The sequence below is a fragment of the Streptomyces griseiscabiei genome (genome assembly GCF_020010925.1).
Taxonomy (GTDB): Bacteria; Actinomycetota; Actinomycetes; order Streptomycetales; family Streptomycetaceae; genus Streptomyces; species Streptomyces griseiscabiei.
Window position 1 is genome coordinate 538,891 of the sequence record NZ_JAGJBZ010000002.1, and the last position, 15,167, is coordinate 554,057.

General features: G+C 73.2%; 10 protein-coding genes. 5 read left to right on the plus strand and 5 right to left on the minus strand.

The window, feature by feature from the left end; all coding sequences use genetic code 11:
• Positions 1-19: 19 nt before the first annotated feature.
• From J8M51_RS19960 to J8M51_RS19975, 4 genes are read right to left on the minus strand one after another with little or no spacing between them, the layout of a single operon-like run.
• Positions 20-1,792, minus strand: a complete 1,773-nt coding sequence (locus J8M51_RS19960) for an ABC transporter ATP-binding protein (protein WP_267299692.1) — start codon at positions 1,790-1,792, stop codon at positions 20-22.
• A gap of 2 nt (positions 1,793-1,794) precedes the next feature.
• Positions 1,795-3,564 (minus strand): ABC transporter ATP-binding protein, encoded by a 1,770-nt coding sequence (locus J8M51_RS19965; protein WP_086761245.1) that lies wholly within the window; start codon positions 3,562-3,564, stop codon positions 1,795-1,797.
• 44 nt (positions 3,565-3,608) lie between these two features.
• A complete protein-coding gene (locus J8M51_RS19970) occupies positions 3,609-5,552 on the minus strand; it encodes an ABC transporter ATP-binding protein (protein ID WP_267299355.1) in 1,944 nt (647 codons plus the stop codon).
• Positions 5,549-7,390: an ABC transporter ATP-binding protein gene (locus J8M51_RS19975; RefSeq protein WP_267299356.1), complete on the minus strand. Its 1,842-nt coding sequence runs from the start codon at positions 7,388-7,390 to the stop codon at positions 5,549-5,551. The genes J8M51_RS19970 and J8M51_RS19975 overlap by 4 nt, the downstream gene beginning before the upstream one ends.
• A 206-nt stretch (positions 7,391-7,596) precedes the next feature.
• On the opposite strand from J8M51_RS19975, the gene J8M51_RS19980 reads away from it, so the two are divergent.
• From J8M51_RS19980 to J8M51_RS19995, 4 genes are read left to right on the plus strand one after another with little or no spacing between them, the layout of a single operon-like run.
• Positions 7,597-8,592 (plus strand): ABC transporter ATP-binding protein, encoded by a 996-nt coding sequence (locus J8M51_RS19980; protein WP_216590924.1) that lies wholly within the window; start codon positions 7,597-7,599, stop codon positions 8,590-8,592.
• Positions 8,589-9,341 carry an ABC transporter permease gene (locus J8M51_RS19985; protein WP_086763678.1) on the plus strand — a complete coding sequence of 251 codons (753 nt, stop codon included), beginning with the start codon at positions 8,589-8,591 and terminating at the stop codon, positions 9,339-9,341. The genes J8M51_RS19980 and J8M51_RS19985 overlap by 4 nt, the downstream gene beginning before the upstream one ends.
• Positions 9,342-9,399: 58 nt before the next feature.
• Positions 9,400-10,668 (plus strand): sensor histidine kinase, encoded by a 1,269-nt coding sequence (locus tag J8M51_RS19990; RefSeq protein WP_086763682.1) that lies wholly within the window; start codon positions 9,400-9,402, stop codon positions 10,666-10,668.
• On the plus strand, positions 10,658-11,287 hold the full coding sequence (locus J8M51_RS19995; RefSeq protein WP_267299357.1) for a response regulator: 630 nt from the start codon (positions 10,658-10,660) through the stop codon (positions 11,285-11,287). Before J8M51_RS19990 ends, J8M51_RS19995 begins: the two co-directional genes overlap by 11 nt.
• A 59-nt stretch (positions 11,288-11,346) precedes the next feature.
• Here the strand turns inward: J8M51_RS19995 and glgX are convergent, their stop codons facing one another.
• Positions 11,347-13,617 carry a glycogen debranching protein GlgX gene (gene glgX, locus J8M51_RS20000; RefSeq protein ID WP_398856506.1) on the minus strand — a complete coding sequence of 757 codons (2,271 nt, stop codon included), beginning with the start codon at positions 13,615-13,617 and terminating at the stop codon, positions 11,347-11,349.
• A 149-nt stretch (positions 13,618-13,766) separates the two neighbouring features.
• Between glgX and J8M51_RS20005 the strand changes: the two genes are divergently transcribed.
• Positions 13,767-14,993 (plus strand): L,D-transpeptidase, encoded by a 1,227-nt coding sequence (locus tag J8M51_RS20005; RefSeq protein WP_086762655.1) that lies wholly within the window; start codon positions 13,767-13,769, stop codon positions 14,991-14,993.
• Positions 14,994-15,167: the final 174 nt, after the last annotated feature.

Consider the following 15,167-nt stretch of genomic DNA (forward strand, 5'->3'; position numbering starts at 1 on the left):
GACCGGTTGGTCATGTTCGCTATACGGACCGTTCCCCGTGCCACCTCCGCCACAGCGCCGCGTACGCCCCCTCGGCCGCCACCAGCTCCTCGTGGGTGCCGAGTTCGGTGATGCGGCCGTCCTCCATGACGGCCACACGGTCCGCGTCGTGGGCGGTGTGCAGACGGTGGGCGATGGCGACGACGGTGCGGCCGTGGAGGACGGCGGCGAGGGCGCGTTCGGTGTGGCGGGCCGTGGTGGGGTCGAGGAGCGCGGTCGCCTCGTCCAGGACGAGGGTGTGCGGGTCGGCCAGGACGACCCGGGCCAGGGCGAGTTGCTGGGCCTGGGAGCCGTCCGTACGGCGACCGCCCTCGCCGAGCCGGGCGTCGAGGCCCCCGGGCAGGTCACGGACCCAGCCGTCCGCCCCCACGGCCGCCAGCGCCGCCCACAACTCCCCGTCCGCTGCCGACGGTTCGGCGATCAGCAGATTGTCCCGGACCGTGCCCAGGAACACATGGTGCTCCTGGGTGACCAGGACGACCTGCCGGCGCAGCCGCTCGGGGCCGAGGTCGACGACGGGGACGCCGCCGACCGTCACGGTGCCGGACGTCGGCGCGTCGATGCCCGCGAGAAGACGGCTGAGTGTCGTCTTCCCGGCGCCCGACGGGCCCACCACCGCGAGGCGTTCACCGGGCCGGACCGTCAGATCGACCCCGCGCAGCACCTCCCCGCCCCGCTCGTACGCGTAACGGACGTCCGTCACGTCGATACGGTCGTCCACCGGTTCGGGAGTGACGGCGGAGCCCGCGCGCGGCGCCCCGGCCAGCCCCTCGACCCGCGCGAACGAGGCACCGCTGCTCTGCAGCATCTCGACCCGCATCAGGATCTCGTCCAGCGGGCCGGTGAGCTGCTGCAGATACAGGGCCGCCGACACCACCGTGCCCAGCGTGACCGAGCCGCGCGCGAGCAGCGCCCCGCCCACCAGCAGGACCAGCACCTGCGGCACGAAGTACGAGACGTCCATGCCCGGGAAGAGCACCGTGCGCAGGAACAGGGTGTGGAGGCGGCGCCGCCGGGACGTCTCCAGCGCGTCCCCGCTCGCCGCGATCCGCCGTCGTTCCAGCCGCAGCGCCTCGACCGTACGGGCCCCGGACGCGGTCGCCGCGACGATCTCCGCGACCTCCGAATTGGCCGCGCCCTCCGCGAGATACCCGGTCCGTGCCCGGCGCAGATACCAGCGCAGCACCACCCCGATCCCGCTCAGCCCGAACAGCGCGCACACCCCGAGCAGCGGGTCCAGCGCGAACACCGCGCCGATCAGGAACAGCGCCTGCACCGAGCTGATCAGCAGCTCGGGGCCCGCGTCCCGCAGCGTCCGGCCGACCGCGTCCACGTCGGCCGTGCCGCGCGCCGTCAGATCACCGGTCCCCGCCCGCTCCACGACCGACGCCGGCAGCGCGAGTGTCCGGTCCACGAACTCCTCCCGCACCCGTGCGAGCGTCCGCTCCCCGAACCGGTGCGCCACGTACCGGGCCCAGCGCGCCAGCAGCAACTGCGCCAGCGCGCACACCAGGATCACCGCCGCCAGCCGGTCCACCGTCCCGACGCCGGCCCCGCCGCGCACCTCGTCGATGATCCGCCCCACCAGCCACGGCCCGGCCAGCCCCGTCGCCGCGGCGGCTCCGTTCAGCCCCAGCACGGCGAGGAACGCCCGGCCGTCCGCCCGTACCAGGCGTACGGTGGCCCGCCGCACCGTGGCCGCGTCCGCGACGGGCAGCCGGTCCGAGGAGGCGCCGGGCAGGGGGTCGAGCACCGTCACCGTACGACCTCCGCGTCCGTCTCTGTCTCTGTCCCTGTCTCTGTCCCTGGGGCGCCGGTGCCGTCCGTCTCCCCCGCGTCCCGCGCCACCAGCGCCCGGTATCCCGGTTCCGCCGCGAGGAGTTCACGGTGGGTGCCGGTCGCCGCGACCTTGCCGTCGACCAGGTGGAGAACGAGGTCCGCGTGGTCGAGGACCAGCGGCGAGGTGGTGGTGACCAGGGTCGTACGGCCCGCGCGGGCGGCCCGCAGCCGCTGGGCGACGCGGGCCTCGGTGTGCGCGTCGAGCGCCGAGGTCGGCTCCACGGCGAGCAGGATCTCCGGGTCGGCCAGCAGCGCCCGCGCCAGCCGTACCCGCTGCCGCTGGCCGCCGGAGAGATTCCGGCCGAGCGCGTCGACCGCCGAGTCCAGGCCGTCCGGCAGACCCTGCACGATGTCCTCGGCCACGGCCGCGTGGAGCGCCCGCCCGGCCGTCGCGTCGTCCGGGGCGCCCCGTCCGCCGCCGAGGACCTCGCGGAGCCGGCCCGCGAACAGGTCCGCCTCGTGGTCCGCGACCAGGATCCGCTCCCGGACCTGCGCCAGCGGGATCGCGTCGAGCGGGGTTCCGCCCCAGGTCACCGCGGTCGGCGCGTAGCGGCCGAGCCGGTCCACCACCGCCGTCGCCTCGGCCGGCCGGCCGGCGGCCAGCGCCACCAGCCGCCCCGGCGGCACCCGGACGCCCGAGTCGGGATCGTGCAGTGCCGAGGGCTCGGCGGGCGCGTACGCGGTGCCGTGGTCCGGCAGCGGCTCCAGGCTCAGGAACCGGATGACCCGCCGCGCGGCCACCACCCCGCGGCTCAGCTCGTACCCCCAGTCGACGAAGTACGACACCGGCCTCACCAGCACCGTCACGAACCCGAACACCGACACCAACTCACCCACGGTGATGGCCCCCTGGGCGGCGAGCCGGGCCGCCAGCCAGGTCACCACCGCCAGGAACACCGTCGGCAGCCCCAGCCCGAGCGCCTGCATCCAGCTGGTCACCGCCCCCACCCGGTACCCCTGCGCCCGCAGCCGCCGCGAGTCCCGGTGGAACGCGTCGGCCACCAGCCCCTTGCCGCCGAGCCCGCCCAGGACCCGCAGCCCGCCCGCGAGATCCGCGATCCGCGCGGTCAGCACGCCCTGCCGCTCCCGGTACTCCGTCTCCGCGCCCTGCAGCCGCCGCATCAACGGCCCCACGACCACGGCCAGCAGCGGCATCCCGAGCAGCACGACGGCCGCGATGGGCAGCGAGACCGACACGAGCAGCCCGGCGACCACCAGATACGCGGCGAGCGCGCCGACCCCCGGCCCGATGACCGTCAGCGAGGTGGAGATCGTGTTGACGTCGCCCACCCCGATGGTGACGACCTCCCCGGCACCGACACGCCGCGGCAGCGCGGCCCCCAGCCGGACGGCGTGCGCCATCACCACCTTCACCGTGCGGAAGTTGGCGTCCATCCGCACCCGGGTCATCGTGCGGTGGCGCATGACGCTCAGCCAGGCGTTGAACGCGCCCACGCCGAAGAGGGCGGCCGTCCAGCCGACGAGGGCGCCGCGGTCGCCCGGTGCCAGACCCTCGTCGATCGCGCGGGAGAGCAGGTACGGGGTGGCCGCGAGCAGCACCATCCATACACAGGAGATGAGGGAGCCGAGGGCGGAGCGGCCCGCCTGCCGCTTGACCAGCCACCACAGATAGCGGGCGCCGCCCCGGAGGTCGGGGGTGCCGGGGTCCTCGTACGCGTTGATCATCGGCCCCCGGTTTCTGTGTGTGGTGTGTCGTGTTCCGGCCGCGGCTACGCCAGGCTGTCGCGCCAGGCCCGGTGCAGGTCCGCGAAGCGGCCCGTGCCCGCGATCAGGTCCGCCGGGCTGCCGTCCTCCACGACCCGCCCGTGTTCCATCACCAGGACCCGGTCGGCGATCTCCACCGTCGACAGACGGTGGGCGATCACCACGGCCGTGCGCCCGCGCAGCACCGTCGTCATCGCGCGCTGGACCGCCCGTTCGCCCGGGATGTCGAGGGAACTGGTCGCCTCGTCCAGGATGAGGACCGCCGGATCGGCGAGCAACGCCCGCGCGAACGCGACGAGTTGGCGCTGACCGGCGGAGATACGGCCACCGCGCTTGCGTACGTCGGTGTCGTAGCCGTCGGGCAGGGCGGAGATGAAGTCATGGGCGCCGATGGCCTTGGCGGCACGCTCGATGTCCTCGCGGGACGCGTCGGGGCTGCCGATGGCGATGTTCTCGGCGACCGTGCCGGAGAACAGGAACGACTCCTGCGTCACCATGATCACCCCGCGCCGCAGCTCGGGCACCGGGAGGTCGCGCAGATCGACGCCGTCCAGCAGGACCCGCCCGGACGAGGGGTCGTAGAAGCGCGCCACCAGCTTGGCGAGGGTCGACTTCCCGGCGCCGGTGGAGCCGACCACGGCCACCGTGCTGCCCGCCGCGAGGGTGAGGTCGAAGCGGGGCAGGACCTCACCGCCGGTGCGGTACGCGAACCGCACGTCGTCGAAGACCACCTCGCGGCCGGGGAGCGCGGACGAGGCCGCCGCCGGAAGCTCCTTCGGCTCGGCCGGCTCCGGGACCGACGGGGTCTGGGCCAGCAGACCCGCGATCTTCTCCAGCGAGGCCGCCGCCGACTGGTAGGAGTTCAGGAACATGCCGAGCCGGTCGATCGGGTCGTACAGCCGCCGCAGATACAGCACCGCCGCCGCCAGCACCCCCAGCGCCAGCGACTCCGAGGCGACCCGGTACGCGCCCCACAGCACGATCGCCGCGACCGTGATGTTGGCGACGACACGGGAGCAGACCACATAGCGGGCCATCTCCAGGATCGCGTCGCCGTTCCTGCGCTCGTGGTGGCTGTTGAGGGCGTTGAACTCGGCGTCGTTGGCGGCCTCCCGGCGGAACGCCCGCACCGGGCGGATGCCGTTCATCGTCTCCGCGAACTTCACGATCACCGCGGCGATCGCGCTGGACCGGGCCGTGTAGACGCTCGCGGCGCGCCGCCGGTAGCTCCGCACGAACGCGTACAGCGGCACGAACGAGGCCACCGCCGCCGCGCCCAGCCCGAGGTCCAGCCAGAGCAGCATCGCCGAGATGTAGACGAAGGCGAGGATCACGCCGATGAGTTCCTGAAGGCCCTCGTCGAGCAGCTCGCGCAGCGACTCGACGTCCGTGGTGGAGCGGGAGATCAGCCGGCCCGAGGTGTACCGCTCGTGGAAGTCGACGCTCAGCGCCTGCGCGTGCCGGAAGATCCGGCCGCGCAGCTCCAGCAGCACGTCCTGGTTGACCCGCGCGGACGCCCCGATGAACAGGTACTGCAGCCCGCCGGCCGCCAGCGCGCACGCCAGATAGCCGGCCGCCACCGCGATCAGCGGCCCGTGCCGGCCGTCCCGCAGCGCCGGTACGGCACTGTCGATGGCGTACGCCACCAGCAGCGGGCCCGCCTGTACGGCCGCCTGCTGGAGCAGCAGCAGCACGCTCGCCATGACGACGCGGGCCCGCATCGGCGCGAGCAGGGAGCGCAGCAGGGCGAGGGTGGCGCCGGGGGGAGTGGGGAGGTCGTCGTGGTCGAAGGGGTCGTCGGCGGGGGCCCGGGGGGTGGTGGACCGGTCGTCCGCGGGCTTCACCAAGGACGTCGTCCCGCCGGGCTCCCCGCCCGGCTTCCCGCCCGAGGCCCCCTCCGGCTCCTTGTCCGGTTCCTTGTCCGCCGCGGTGGTCGTGGGCGCCGTCATCGCTCGTCCCCCTCCTCGGTCCCGGACATCAGACGGGTGTACTCCGTGTTCGTGCGCAGCAGTTCCTGATGGGTGCCCACCGCCGTGATCCGGCCGCCGGAGAGCAGCGCCACACGGTCGGCGAGCAGGACGGTCGACGGGCGGTGCGCCACGATCAGCGCGGTCGTCTCCGCGAGCACCCGGCGCAGCGCGGCCTCCACCGCCGCCTCCGTGTGCACGTCCAGCGCGGACAGCGGGTCGTCGAGGACCAGGAAGCGGGGTCTGCCGACCACCGCCCGCGCGAGCGCCAGGCGCTGCCGCTGGCCGCCGGAGAGGCTGAGCCCCTGCTCGCCGACCTGGGTGGCGGTGCCGCCGGGGAGCGCGTGCGCGAACTCCGCCTGGGCGATGGCCAGGGCGCGGTCCAGCTCGGCTTCGCCCGCCTCGTCCCCGGCGCCCATGAGGACGTTCTCGCCGACCGTCGCCGAGAAGAGGGTGGGCTCCTCGAAGGCGACGGCCACCAGGGCGCGCAGCGACTCCCGGGGCATCGCGGCGATGTCGTGACCGTCCAGGGTGATGCGGCCGGACGTGATCTCGTGCAGCCGGGGGACGAGGGCGGTGAGGGTGGTCTTGCCGGAGCCGGTCGCGCCGACCAGCGCCATCGACTCGCCGGGGCGGATGTGCAGGTCGATGTGGGCGAGGGTGGGGGTGGTGCCGGGGGCCGCGTCCGGGTAGCGGAAGGTGACGTCGTGGAACCGGAGCCCGCCCTCCGCGGGCGCGAGCGCCGGGCCGGCGGACCCCTTGGGCCCGCTGGACTCCGGCTTCTCGTCCATCACCTCGAAATACCGCTCCGTCGCCGTCGCCGCCTCCTGGCTCATCGCCAGCAGGAAGCCGATCGAGTCGACGGGCCAGCGCAGCGCGAGCGCGGTGGAGAGGAAGGCGACCAGCGTGCCGGCCGAGAGCACTCCGTCCGCGACCTGGACCACACCCAGCACCAGCGCCGCCCCGATCGCCAGCTCGGGCAGCGTGATGATGACGCCCCAGATCACCGACAGCAGGCGGGCCTTGCGCAGTTCCGTCCCCCGCAGCGTCCGCGACAGCTCACGGAACGCGCGCGCCTGGCTGCGGTGCCGCCCGAACCCCTTGATGATGCGGATCCCGAGCACGCTCTCCTCGACGACCGTGGTGAGGTCGCCCACCTGGTCCTGGGCGAGCCGCGCGACCGCCGCGTACTTCCGCTCGAAGAGGACACAGGTGACGATCACCGGGACCGCGGGCCCCAGGATGACCAGCCCCAGCGTCCAGTCCTGGAGCAGCATGATGATCACACCGACCACGATGGTCACCGCGTTGACCAGCAGGAACGTCAGCGGGAACGCGAGGAACATCCGCAGCAGCATCAGATCGGTCGTGCCGCGCGACAGCAGCTGCCCGGAGGCCCAGCGGTCGTGGAAGGCGACCGGCAGACGCTGCAGATGGCGGTAGAGGTCCGCCCGCATCGACGCCTCGACCCCGGCGAGGGGCCGCGCCACCAGCCAGCGCCTGAGCCCGAACAGCAGCGCCTCGGTGAGCCCGAGCAGCAGCAGGTACAGCGCCCCGAGCCAGACGCCCGCCGGGTCCCGGTCGGCGACCGGCCCGTCCACCATCCACTTCAGGACGAGCGGGATGACCAGGCCCACGCACGAGGCGATGACCGCCACGAACGCGGCGACGGACAGCCGCGCCCGCACGGGCCGCACGTACGGCCACAGTCGCAGCAGTGTCCGTACGGCGGACCGCCGCTCGGCCCGCGCGTCCTTCGTGGCCTGCTCGGGTTCCTGGGTCGGGTCGGGTTCCTCGGCGGTTGCACGTGTCGTGGGCATCAGCAGCGAGCCTACGGATCGGCACTGACAACGCCCACCGAGTTTTGGCCGGACCGCGCTCGGCCGCGAGTCCTACGACCCGCGCGGGGTACGGGGGCGTACGGGGAGTCCGGCGAGGTCGTAGCGGCGTATCAACCGATCGGCTGATGGCCGTTCGAGCGCGTTGGCCGATGCGGGCACCCGTGCCCGGCCGGGATTCTCGACCCATGGCCCACACATCGTCCGCACCAGGCTCGCCCACCCGCACCCCGCCCGCCTCCGCCCCCGTCATCGAGGTCACCGACCTCCGCAAGTCCTACGGTGGCCGGAACGTCGTCGACGGTGTCTCCTTCACCGTCCAGGAGGGCGAGATCTTCGGGATCCTCGGCCCGAACGGCGCCGGCAAGACCACCACCGTCGAATGCGTCGAGGGACTGCGGGTGCCCGACGCGGGCCGGGTCCGGGTCGCCGGACTCGACCCGGTCGCCGAGCACGAGGCCACCCGCCGGGTGCTCGGCGCCCAGCTGCAGGAGAGCGAACTGCAGCCCAAACTCACCGTCCGCGAGGCGCTGGAGCTGTACTCCGCCTTCTACCCGCGCCCGCTCGACTGGCGGCCCCTCGCCGAACGCCTCGGCCTCACCGACAAGCTCACCACCCGGTTCGCCAAGCTCTCCGGCGGGCAGAAGCAGCGGTTGTTCATCGCGCTCGCGCTGGTCGGCGACCCCCGGATCGTGGTTCTGGACGAGCTGACCACCGGCCTCGACCCGCGCGCCCGCCGGGACACCTGGCAGCTGATCGAGGACATCCGCGCGAACGGTGTGACCGTCCTCCTCGTCACCCACTTCATGGAGGAGGCACAGCGGCTCTGCGACCGGATCGCCGTGATCGACCAGGGCCGGATCGCGGCGCTGGACACCCCCGCGGGGCTCATCCGCCGCTCGGCGGGCGCCACCGTCATCAGCTTCACGCCCTCCGCCCCGCTGGACGACCGTGACCTGAACGCGCTGCCCGCGCTCGCGGCGATCGAGCACAAGGACGGCCGCCTCACCCTCTCCGGCACCGACGAGACCGTCAACGCCGTCCTCACCCTCCTCGCCCGCACCCACATCACCGCCCGGCAACTCCGGGTCACCGACGCCACGCTGGACGACGCGTTCCTCGACCTCACCACGGGGACGCGGGAGCAGGGGACGCGCGAGCAGAAGAAGGAGACAGCGGCATGAGCGGCATCACCCTCGTCGACACGGCCGTCCTGCGGACCGAGATACGGCTCTTCCGCCGCGAACCCGGCAGCCTCTTCTGGATCCTGGTGTTCCCCACCCTCCTCCTCGTGATCCTCGGCTCGATCCCGTCCTTCCGCGAGGCCGACCCGGCCTTCGGCGGACTGCGCCCGGTCGACGGCTATGTCCCGGTGAGCGTGCTGCTCGGCCTGATCGTCGGCGGGGTGCAGGCGATGCCGCAGACCCTCACCGGCTACCGCGAACACGGTGTCCTGCGCCGGATGTCCACGACCCCGGTCCGGCCCGTCGCCCTGCTGTCCGCCCAGATGTTCCTGTACGGCGGTGCCGCCCTGCTGTCGGCGCTGCTCGCCCTCGCGGTCGGCCGCCTCGCCTTCGACGTACGGGTGCCCGAGCAGCCCCTCGGCTACGCGGTGGCCCTGCTGCTGGCCGTCCTGGTCGCCCTCGCGCTGGGGGCCGTGATCTCGGCCGTGTCCCGCACCACGAGGATCTCGGCGGCGATCGGCTCCGCCGTGTTCTTCCCGGCGATGTTCTGCGCGGGGGTGTGGATGCCGGTGCAGACCATGCCGGACGTCCTGGCCCGGTCCGTCGGCTGGACCCCGTTCGGCGCGGCGGCCCAGGCACTGAACGAGGCGGCGGCGGGCGACTGGCCCGGCTGGGACCACCTCGGCGTCGTCGCCGCCTGGACGGTGCTGCTCACCTGCGCGGCGTCGCGCTGGTTCCGCTGGGAATAGGCGCGAGGCGATGTGGCACGAGCCCGTGCGGGCTCCCGTGCAGACTGGGGAGATGACCGTGACCGCGGCTGACCGGCACATCGAGCGGCGCTGGGACCAGTTCCACACCTGGGGGCCCTACGGGCTGCTCGGCGTCAGCACCGTCCTCGCCGTCGCCACCAGCGAACTGCTGACCGACGCCGCCGAGTGGTACGCCGCCGGGGCCCTGCTCCTCGCCGCCGTCCTGCTCCAGGTGGGGTGGCACCTCGCCCAGCCCCGGCGGACCGGCCGACGCTGCCGGACCCCGTCCCCCGCCGGAACGCTGTACTACATCCTCCGCTGGGCCATCGCCTTCGCCCTCACCTGGATCAACCCGTTCTTCGCGTTCTACGCCGCCACCGGCTACATGGACGCCGACGAACTGATCCCGGGCCGGTGGCGGCGGCTCGGCCTGTTCGCCAGCGCGGTCACCGTGGCGGGCGCGCAGGCCGGCGGGCTGCCGCCGACCGGCCCGGCCCACTGGGTCGTGTTCGCCGCCCTCCTCGGGGCCAACTCCGGGCTGCAGATGGCGATCGCCCATCTCACCGAGCAGGAGGAGAAGCGGACCCGCGAGCGCACCGCGACCATCGCCGAACTCGAACGCACCAACACGGCGCTGCAGCAGGCCCTCGACGAGAACGCCGCGCTGCACGCCCAACTCCTCGTCCAGGCGAGGGAGGCCGGGGTCGCCGACGAACGGCGGCGGCTGGCCGCCGAGATCCACGACACCATCGCCCAGGGCCTGACCGGCATCATCGCCCAGCTCCAGGTCGTGGCGAACGCCCCCGACCTGGACCTCGCCCGCACCCATCTGGCCCGCGCCTCGGACCTGGCCCGCCACAGCCTCGGCGAGGCCCGCCGCTCCGTGCACAACCTCGCCCCGGTCGCCCTGGAGCACGACGGGCTGCCCGAGGCCCTGAAGAAGACGGTCACGGAGTGGGCCGAACGCACGGGAGTCCGGGCCGAGTTCACGGCCACCGGACGCGTGGAACCCCTCCACGACGAGGTCTCGGCGACCCTTCTGCGCATCGCCCAGGAAGCCCTGTCGAACGCGGCCCGGCACGCCGCCGCGGGCCGCGTCGGCGTCACCCTCACCTTCCTCGGCGACGAGGTCATCCTCGACATCCGCGACGACGGCCACGGCTTCGACCCGCTCGCCGTCCCCGAACGCACCAGCAGCGGCGGCTTCGGCCTCGCCGGGATGCGCGTGCGCGCCGAACGCATCGCCGGCACCCTCACCGTCGAGTCCGAACCGGGCCACGGCACGGCCCTGTCGGCTCGCGTACCGTTGGTCCGCCATGACCCGTGACATCTCCCTTCTGGTCGTCGACGACCATCCCGTCGTACGGGACGGTCTGCGCGGCATGTTCGACAACGCCCCCGGCTTCCGCGTGCTCGGCGAGGCGTCGAACGGCGTGGAGGCGGTGGCCCTGACCGCGGCCCTCGACCCCGACGTGGTCCTGATGGACCTGCGCATGCCGGGCGGCGGCGGGGTCGACGCCATCCGCGAGCTGACCCGCCGCGCGGCCCGCGCGAAGGTCCTCGTCCTCACCACGTACGACACCGACTCGGACACCCTCCCCGCGATCGAGGCTGGCGCGACGGGCTATCTGCTGAAGGACGCCCCGAGGGAGGAACTCTTCACGGCGGTCCGCGCGGCGGCGGAGGGCCGCACCGTCCTCTCCCCGGCCGTCGCCTCCCGCCTGGTCTCGGCCGTCCGCACCCCCGCCCACGAGCCCCTCTCCGCCCGCGAACGCGAGGTCCTTGCCCTCGTCGCCCGGGGCACCGCCAACCGCGAGATCGCCCGCGAACTCTTCATCAGCGAGGCCACGGTCAAGACCCACCTCACCCACCTCTACGCGAAACTGGGCGTCAAGGACCGCGCGGCGGCGGTCGCCAAGGCCTACGAACGGGGCATCCTCGGCTGACCCGCGGACGGCCGCCCCTCAGCCCGTCAGCCTTCTCGCCCCCTCGCCCCCTCGGCCCCTCAGCCCGTCACCCGCAGCAGCAGCACGCACCGCGCGGGCACCGTCACCGACGCGCCCGCCCGGTGCACCACCCCCGGCCCCTCGTCCTGGTCCTCCCGGGACGTGTCGACGACCACCTCGTAGCGGTCGGCCCACGGGCTGCCCGGAAGGGTGAAGTCGGCCGGGCGGTCACCGGCGTGCAGGACCGTGAGGAAGCTGTCGTCGAGGATGGGCGTGCCGCGCGCGTCCCGGCCCGGGATGTCCCGCCCCGACAGATACATGCCCAGCGTCGCGGCCGGCGCGTACCAGTCCCGTTCGGTCATCTCGGTGCCGCGCGCCGTGAACCAGGCCAGGTCGCGCAGCCCGTCCGCCGAGTGCGCGCGGCCGGAGAAGAACGCCCGGCGGCGCAGCACCGGGTGGGCGTGGCGGAGCGCGATCAGCCGGGCCGTGAGGTCGAAGAGGGCCTTCCAGCCGGGGTCGTCCAGCAGACTCCAGTCGACCCAGCTGATCTCGTTGTCCTGGCAGTACGCGTTGTTGTTGCCGCCCTGGGTGCGTCCCAGTTCGTCGCCCGCGACCAGCATCGGCACGCCCGTCGAGAGCAGCAGCGTCGTCAGCAGGTTCCGCAACTGCCGCCGCCGCAGCGCCCGTACGCGTTCGTCGTCCGTCTCGCCCTCGGCGCCGCAGTTCCAGGACCGGTTGTCGTCCGAGCCGTCCCGGTTCCCCTCGCCGTTGGCCTCGTTGTGCTTGCGCTCGTACGACACCAGGTCCCGGAGCGTGAAACCGTCGTGCGCGGTGATGAAGTTGACCGAGGCGTACGGCCGCCGCCCGCCCCACGCGTACAGGTCGCTCGACCCCGACAGGCGGTAGCCGAGGTCCCGTACGTCCGGCAGCGCTCCCCGCCAGAAGTCCCGGACCGCTCCCCGGTAGCGGTCGTTCCACTCCGTCCACAGCGGGGGGAAGGCCCCGACCTGGTAGCCGCCCGAGCCCACGTCCCACGGCTCGGCGATCAGCTTCACCCGGCGCAGCACCGGGTCCTGGGCGATGACGGCGAGGAACGGGGAGAGCATGTCGACGTCGTGCATCGAACGGGCGAGCGCCGCCGCCAGGTCGAAGCGGAAGCCGTCGACACCCATCTCCGTCACCCAGTAGCGCAGCGAGTCCGTGATCAGGCGCAGGACGTGCGGCTGGACCACATGGAGCGTGTTGCCGCAGCCGGTGTAGTCGGCGTACCGGCGGGCGTCCGACTGGAGGCGGTAGTAGCCCCGGTTGTCGATGCCCTTCAACGACAGCGCCGGGCCCAGCTCGCCCGCCTCGGCGGTGTGGTTGTAGACCACGTCGAGGACGACCTCGATCCCGGCCGCGTGCAGCGCCCGCACCATCCGCTTGAACTCGCCGACCTGCTGCCCGGTCGTGCCCGACGAGGCGTACGCCGCGTGCGGGGCGAAGTAGCCGATCGAGTTGTAGCCCCAGTAGTTGCGCATGCCCCGGCGCAGCAGATGGTCCTCGTGGGCGAACTGGTGCACCGGCAGCAGCTCCACCGCCGTGACCCCGAGCTTCACCAGGTGCTCGATCGCGGCGGGGTGCGCCAGACCGGCGTAGGTGCCGCGCAGTTCCTCCGGAATGCCGGGGTGGGCCATGGTGAAGCCGCGGACGTGCAGCTCGTAGATGACCGAGTCCGCCCACGGGGTCTTCGGGCGGCGGTCGTCGGACCAGTCGTCGTCATCGTGGACGACGACGCCCTTCGGGACGTGCGGCGCCGAGTCCCGTTCGTCGCGCACGGTGTCGGCGACATGCTGCTCCGGCCAGTCCCGGACATGCGCGTACACCTCGGGCGGCAGCCCGAACTCGCCGTCCACGGCCCGCGCGTACGGGTCCAGGAGCAGCTTCGCCGGGTTCCAGCGGGCGCCGGTCCACGGGTCCCAGCGGCCGTGCACGCGATAGCCGTACCGCTGCCCCGGCAGGACGCCCGGTACGAAGCCGTGCCAGATCTCATGGGTCAGCTCGGTCAGCCGCAGCCGGGTCTCCTCGCCCGCCCCGGAGAACAGACACAGCTCGACGGCCTCCGCCCCGCCCGCCCACAGCGCGAAGTTGGTGCCCGCGACCCCGTCGGGGCCCACCCGGAACCGGGCCCCGAGCGGCGTCGACGCCCCCGGCCACACCGGCCTCGGCTCCGGCGCGGCCTGCTCGCGCCGGCCGCCGTTCAGCACGGTCGCCGGACGCGCGGCCGGCACCCCGAGCGTCCCCCGCCCCCGTACCTCCGCTGCTTCCTCCTGCTCGGCTGCGCTCGACACCTCAGGCCTCCCGCGGCTCGTTGAGCGACGGGAAAGGGGAGCAGGGCGTCCCTGCACTGCTCCCCGTCACGTCGTCCTCCCAAGGGTTCTGCCCAGAGCACGCCTCGCACTCACGTTTCCCGGGGGCGTGCGCCGTCGTTGGGCCGCACGTGAACCACGCACAGACGCACGCGCGCCGCACCGGGGCCGCCCTCGCCGCCGCGCTCACCTGGGCCGGCCTGCTGGCCGGGGCCGCCGGATGCACCGTCGGACCGCCGCTGACCAGCGGAAAGGCATCCGACGACACGATCCGGGTCACTCCGGAGGACGGCAGCAAGGGCGTGCGCCCGGAGCAGCGCTTCGAAGTACGGGTGCCCAGCGGGCGCCTGGAGTCCGTCAAGGTGGTGAAGTCGCAGGACGCGCAGGAGTCACCCGTACCGGGCCGGTTCTCCGCCGACGGGCTGACCTGGCGCCCCACCGGCTCACCGAAGCTCGCCCTGGCCGCCCGGTACACCGTGGACGCGGTCGCCCTCGACGGCCACGGCCGCCGCTCGGCACGGCACGTCACCTTCACCACACATGTCCCGGACGAGCGTTTCATCGCCTACGTCACTCCGGAGAACCGGGCCACCGTCGGCACCGGCATGATCGTCTCGCTGGAGTTCAACCGGGCGGTCGAGAACCGCGCCGCTGTCGAACGCGCCGTCGAGATCACCGCCGAGCCGGCCGTCGAGGTCCGCCCGCACTGGTTCGGCGACGGACGTCTCGACTTCCGCCCCGAGACGTACTGGAGGCCCGGCACCCGCGTCACCGTCGGGCTGCGGCTGCGGGACGTGGAGGGCGCGCCCGGCGTCTACGGCCAGCAGCACAGGACGTTCTCCTTCACCGTCGGCCGCCACCAGGTCAGCGTCGTCGACGCGGCCAGGCACACCATGCGTGTGGAACGCGCGGGCGGCGTCCTCGCCACCCTGCCCGTCACCGCCGGGGCGCCCAGGACCACGACGTACAACGGGAAGATGGTCGTCACCGAGATGCTGGAGGTGACCCGGATGAACGGCGCCACCGTCGGCTTCAAGAAGGCGAACGGCAAGGGCGAGTACGACATCCCGGACGTCCCCCACGCCATGCGCCTGACCACCTCCGGCACCTTCCTGCACGGCAACTACTGGGCCCCGGACGCCTTCGGCCGGGCCAACGTCAGCCATGGCTGTGTGGGCCTGCGCGATGTGAAGGGCGGTGACTCCGGCACCCCCGCGGGCTGGTTCTTCGACCGCAGTCTCGTCGGGGACGTCGTCGAGGTGATCAACAGCAACGACAAGAAGGTCGCTCCCGACAACGGGCTCGGAGGGTGGAACATGGGCTGGAACGAGTGGAAGGCGGGTGCCGCGGTGAAGTAGAGCGACAGGGCACCGGCTTTGCGCCGACATCGCACGACCTCGCCGTGCGCGCATGATCATCGAAGTCGGGATCGATTGGGACTGAACGGTGACATTCACCGAGGCCAAATCATTCCGATCATCTGGTTAATGTACGAGCGTACGCGCACGCTGCGCGTAGGGGTGCGGGCCTGA

Excerpts from the sequence above, each read along its gene's own strand:
- J8M51_RS19970 (WP_267299355.1), bottom strand. The coding sequence starts at position 5,552 with ATGACGGCGCCCACGACCACCGCGGCGGACAAGGAACCGGACAAGGAG.
- J8M51_RS19965 (WP_086761245.1), bottom strand. The coding sequence starts at position 3,564 with ATGATCAACGCGTACGAGGACCCCGGCACCCCCGACCTCCGGGGCGGC.
- J8M51_RS19980 (WP_216590924.1), top strand. The coding sequence starts at position 7,597 with ATGGCCCACACATCGTCCGCACCAGGCTCGCCCACCCGCACCCCGCCC.
- J8M51_RS19995 (WP_267299357.1), top strand. The coding sequence starts at position 10,658 with ATGACCCGTGACATCTCCCTTCTGGTCGTCGACGACCATCCCGTCGTA.
- J8M51_RS19975 (WP_267299356.1), bottom strand. The coding sequence starts at position 7,390 with ATGCCCACGACACGTGCAACCGCCGAGGAACCCGACCCGACCCAGGAA.
- J8M51_RS19985 (WP_086763678.1), top strand. The coding sequence starts at position 8,589 with ATGAGCGGCATCACCCTCGTCGACACGGCCGTCCTGCGGACCGAGATA.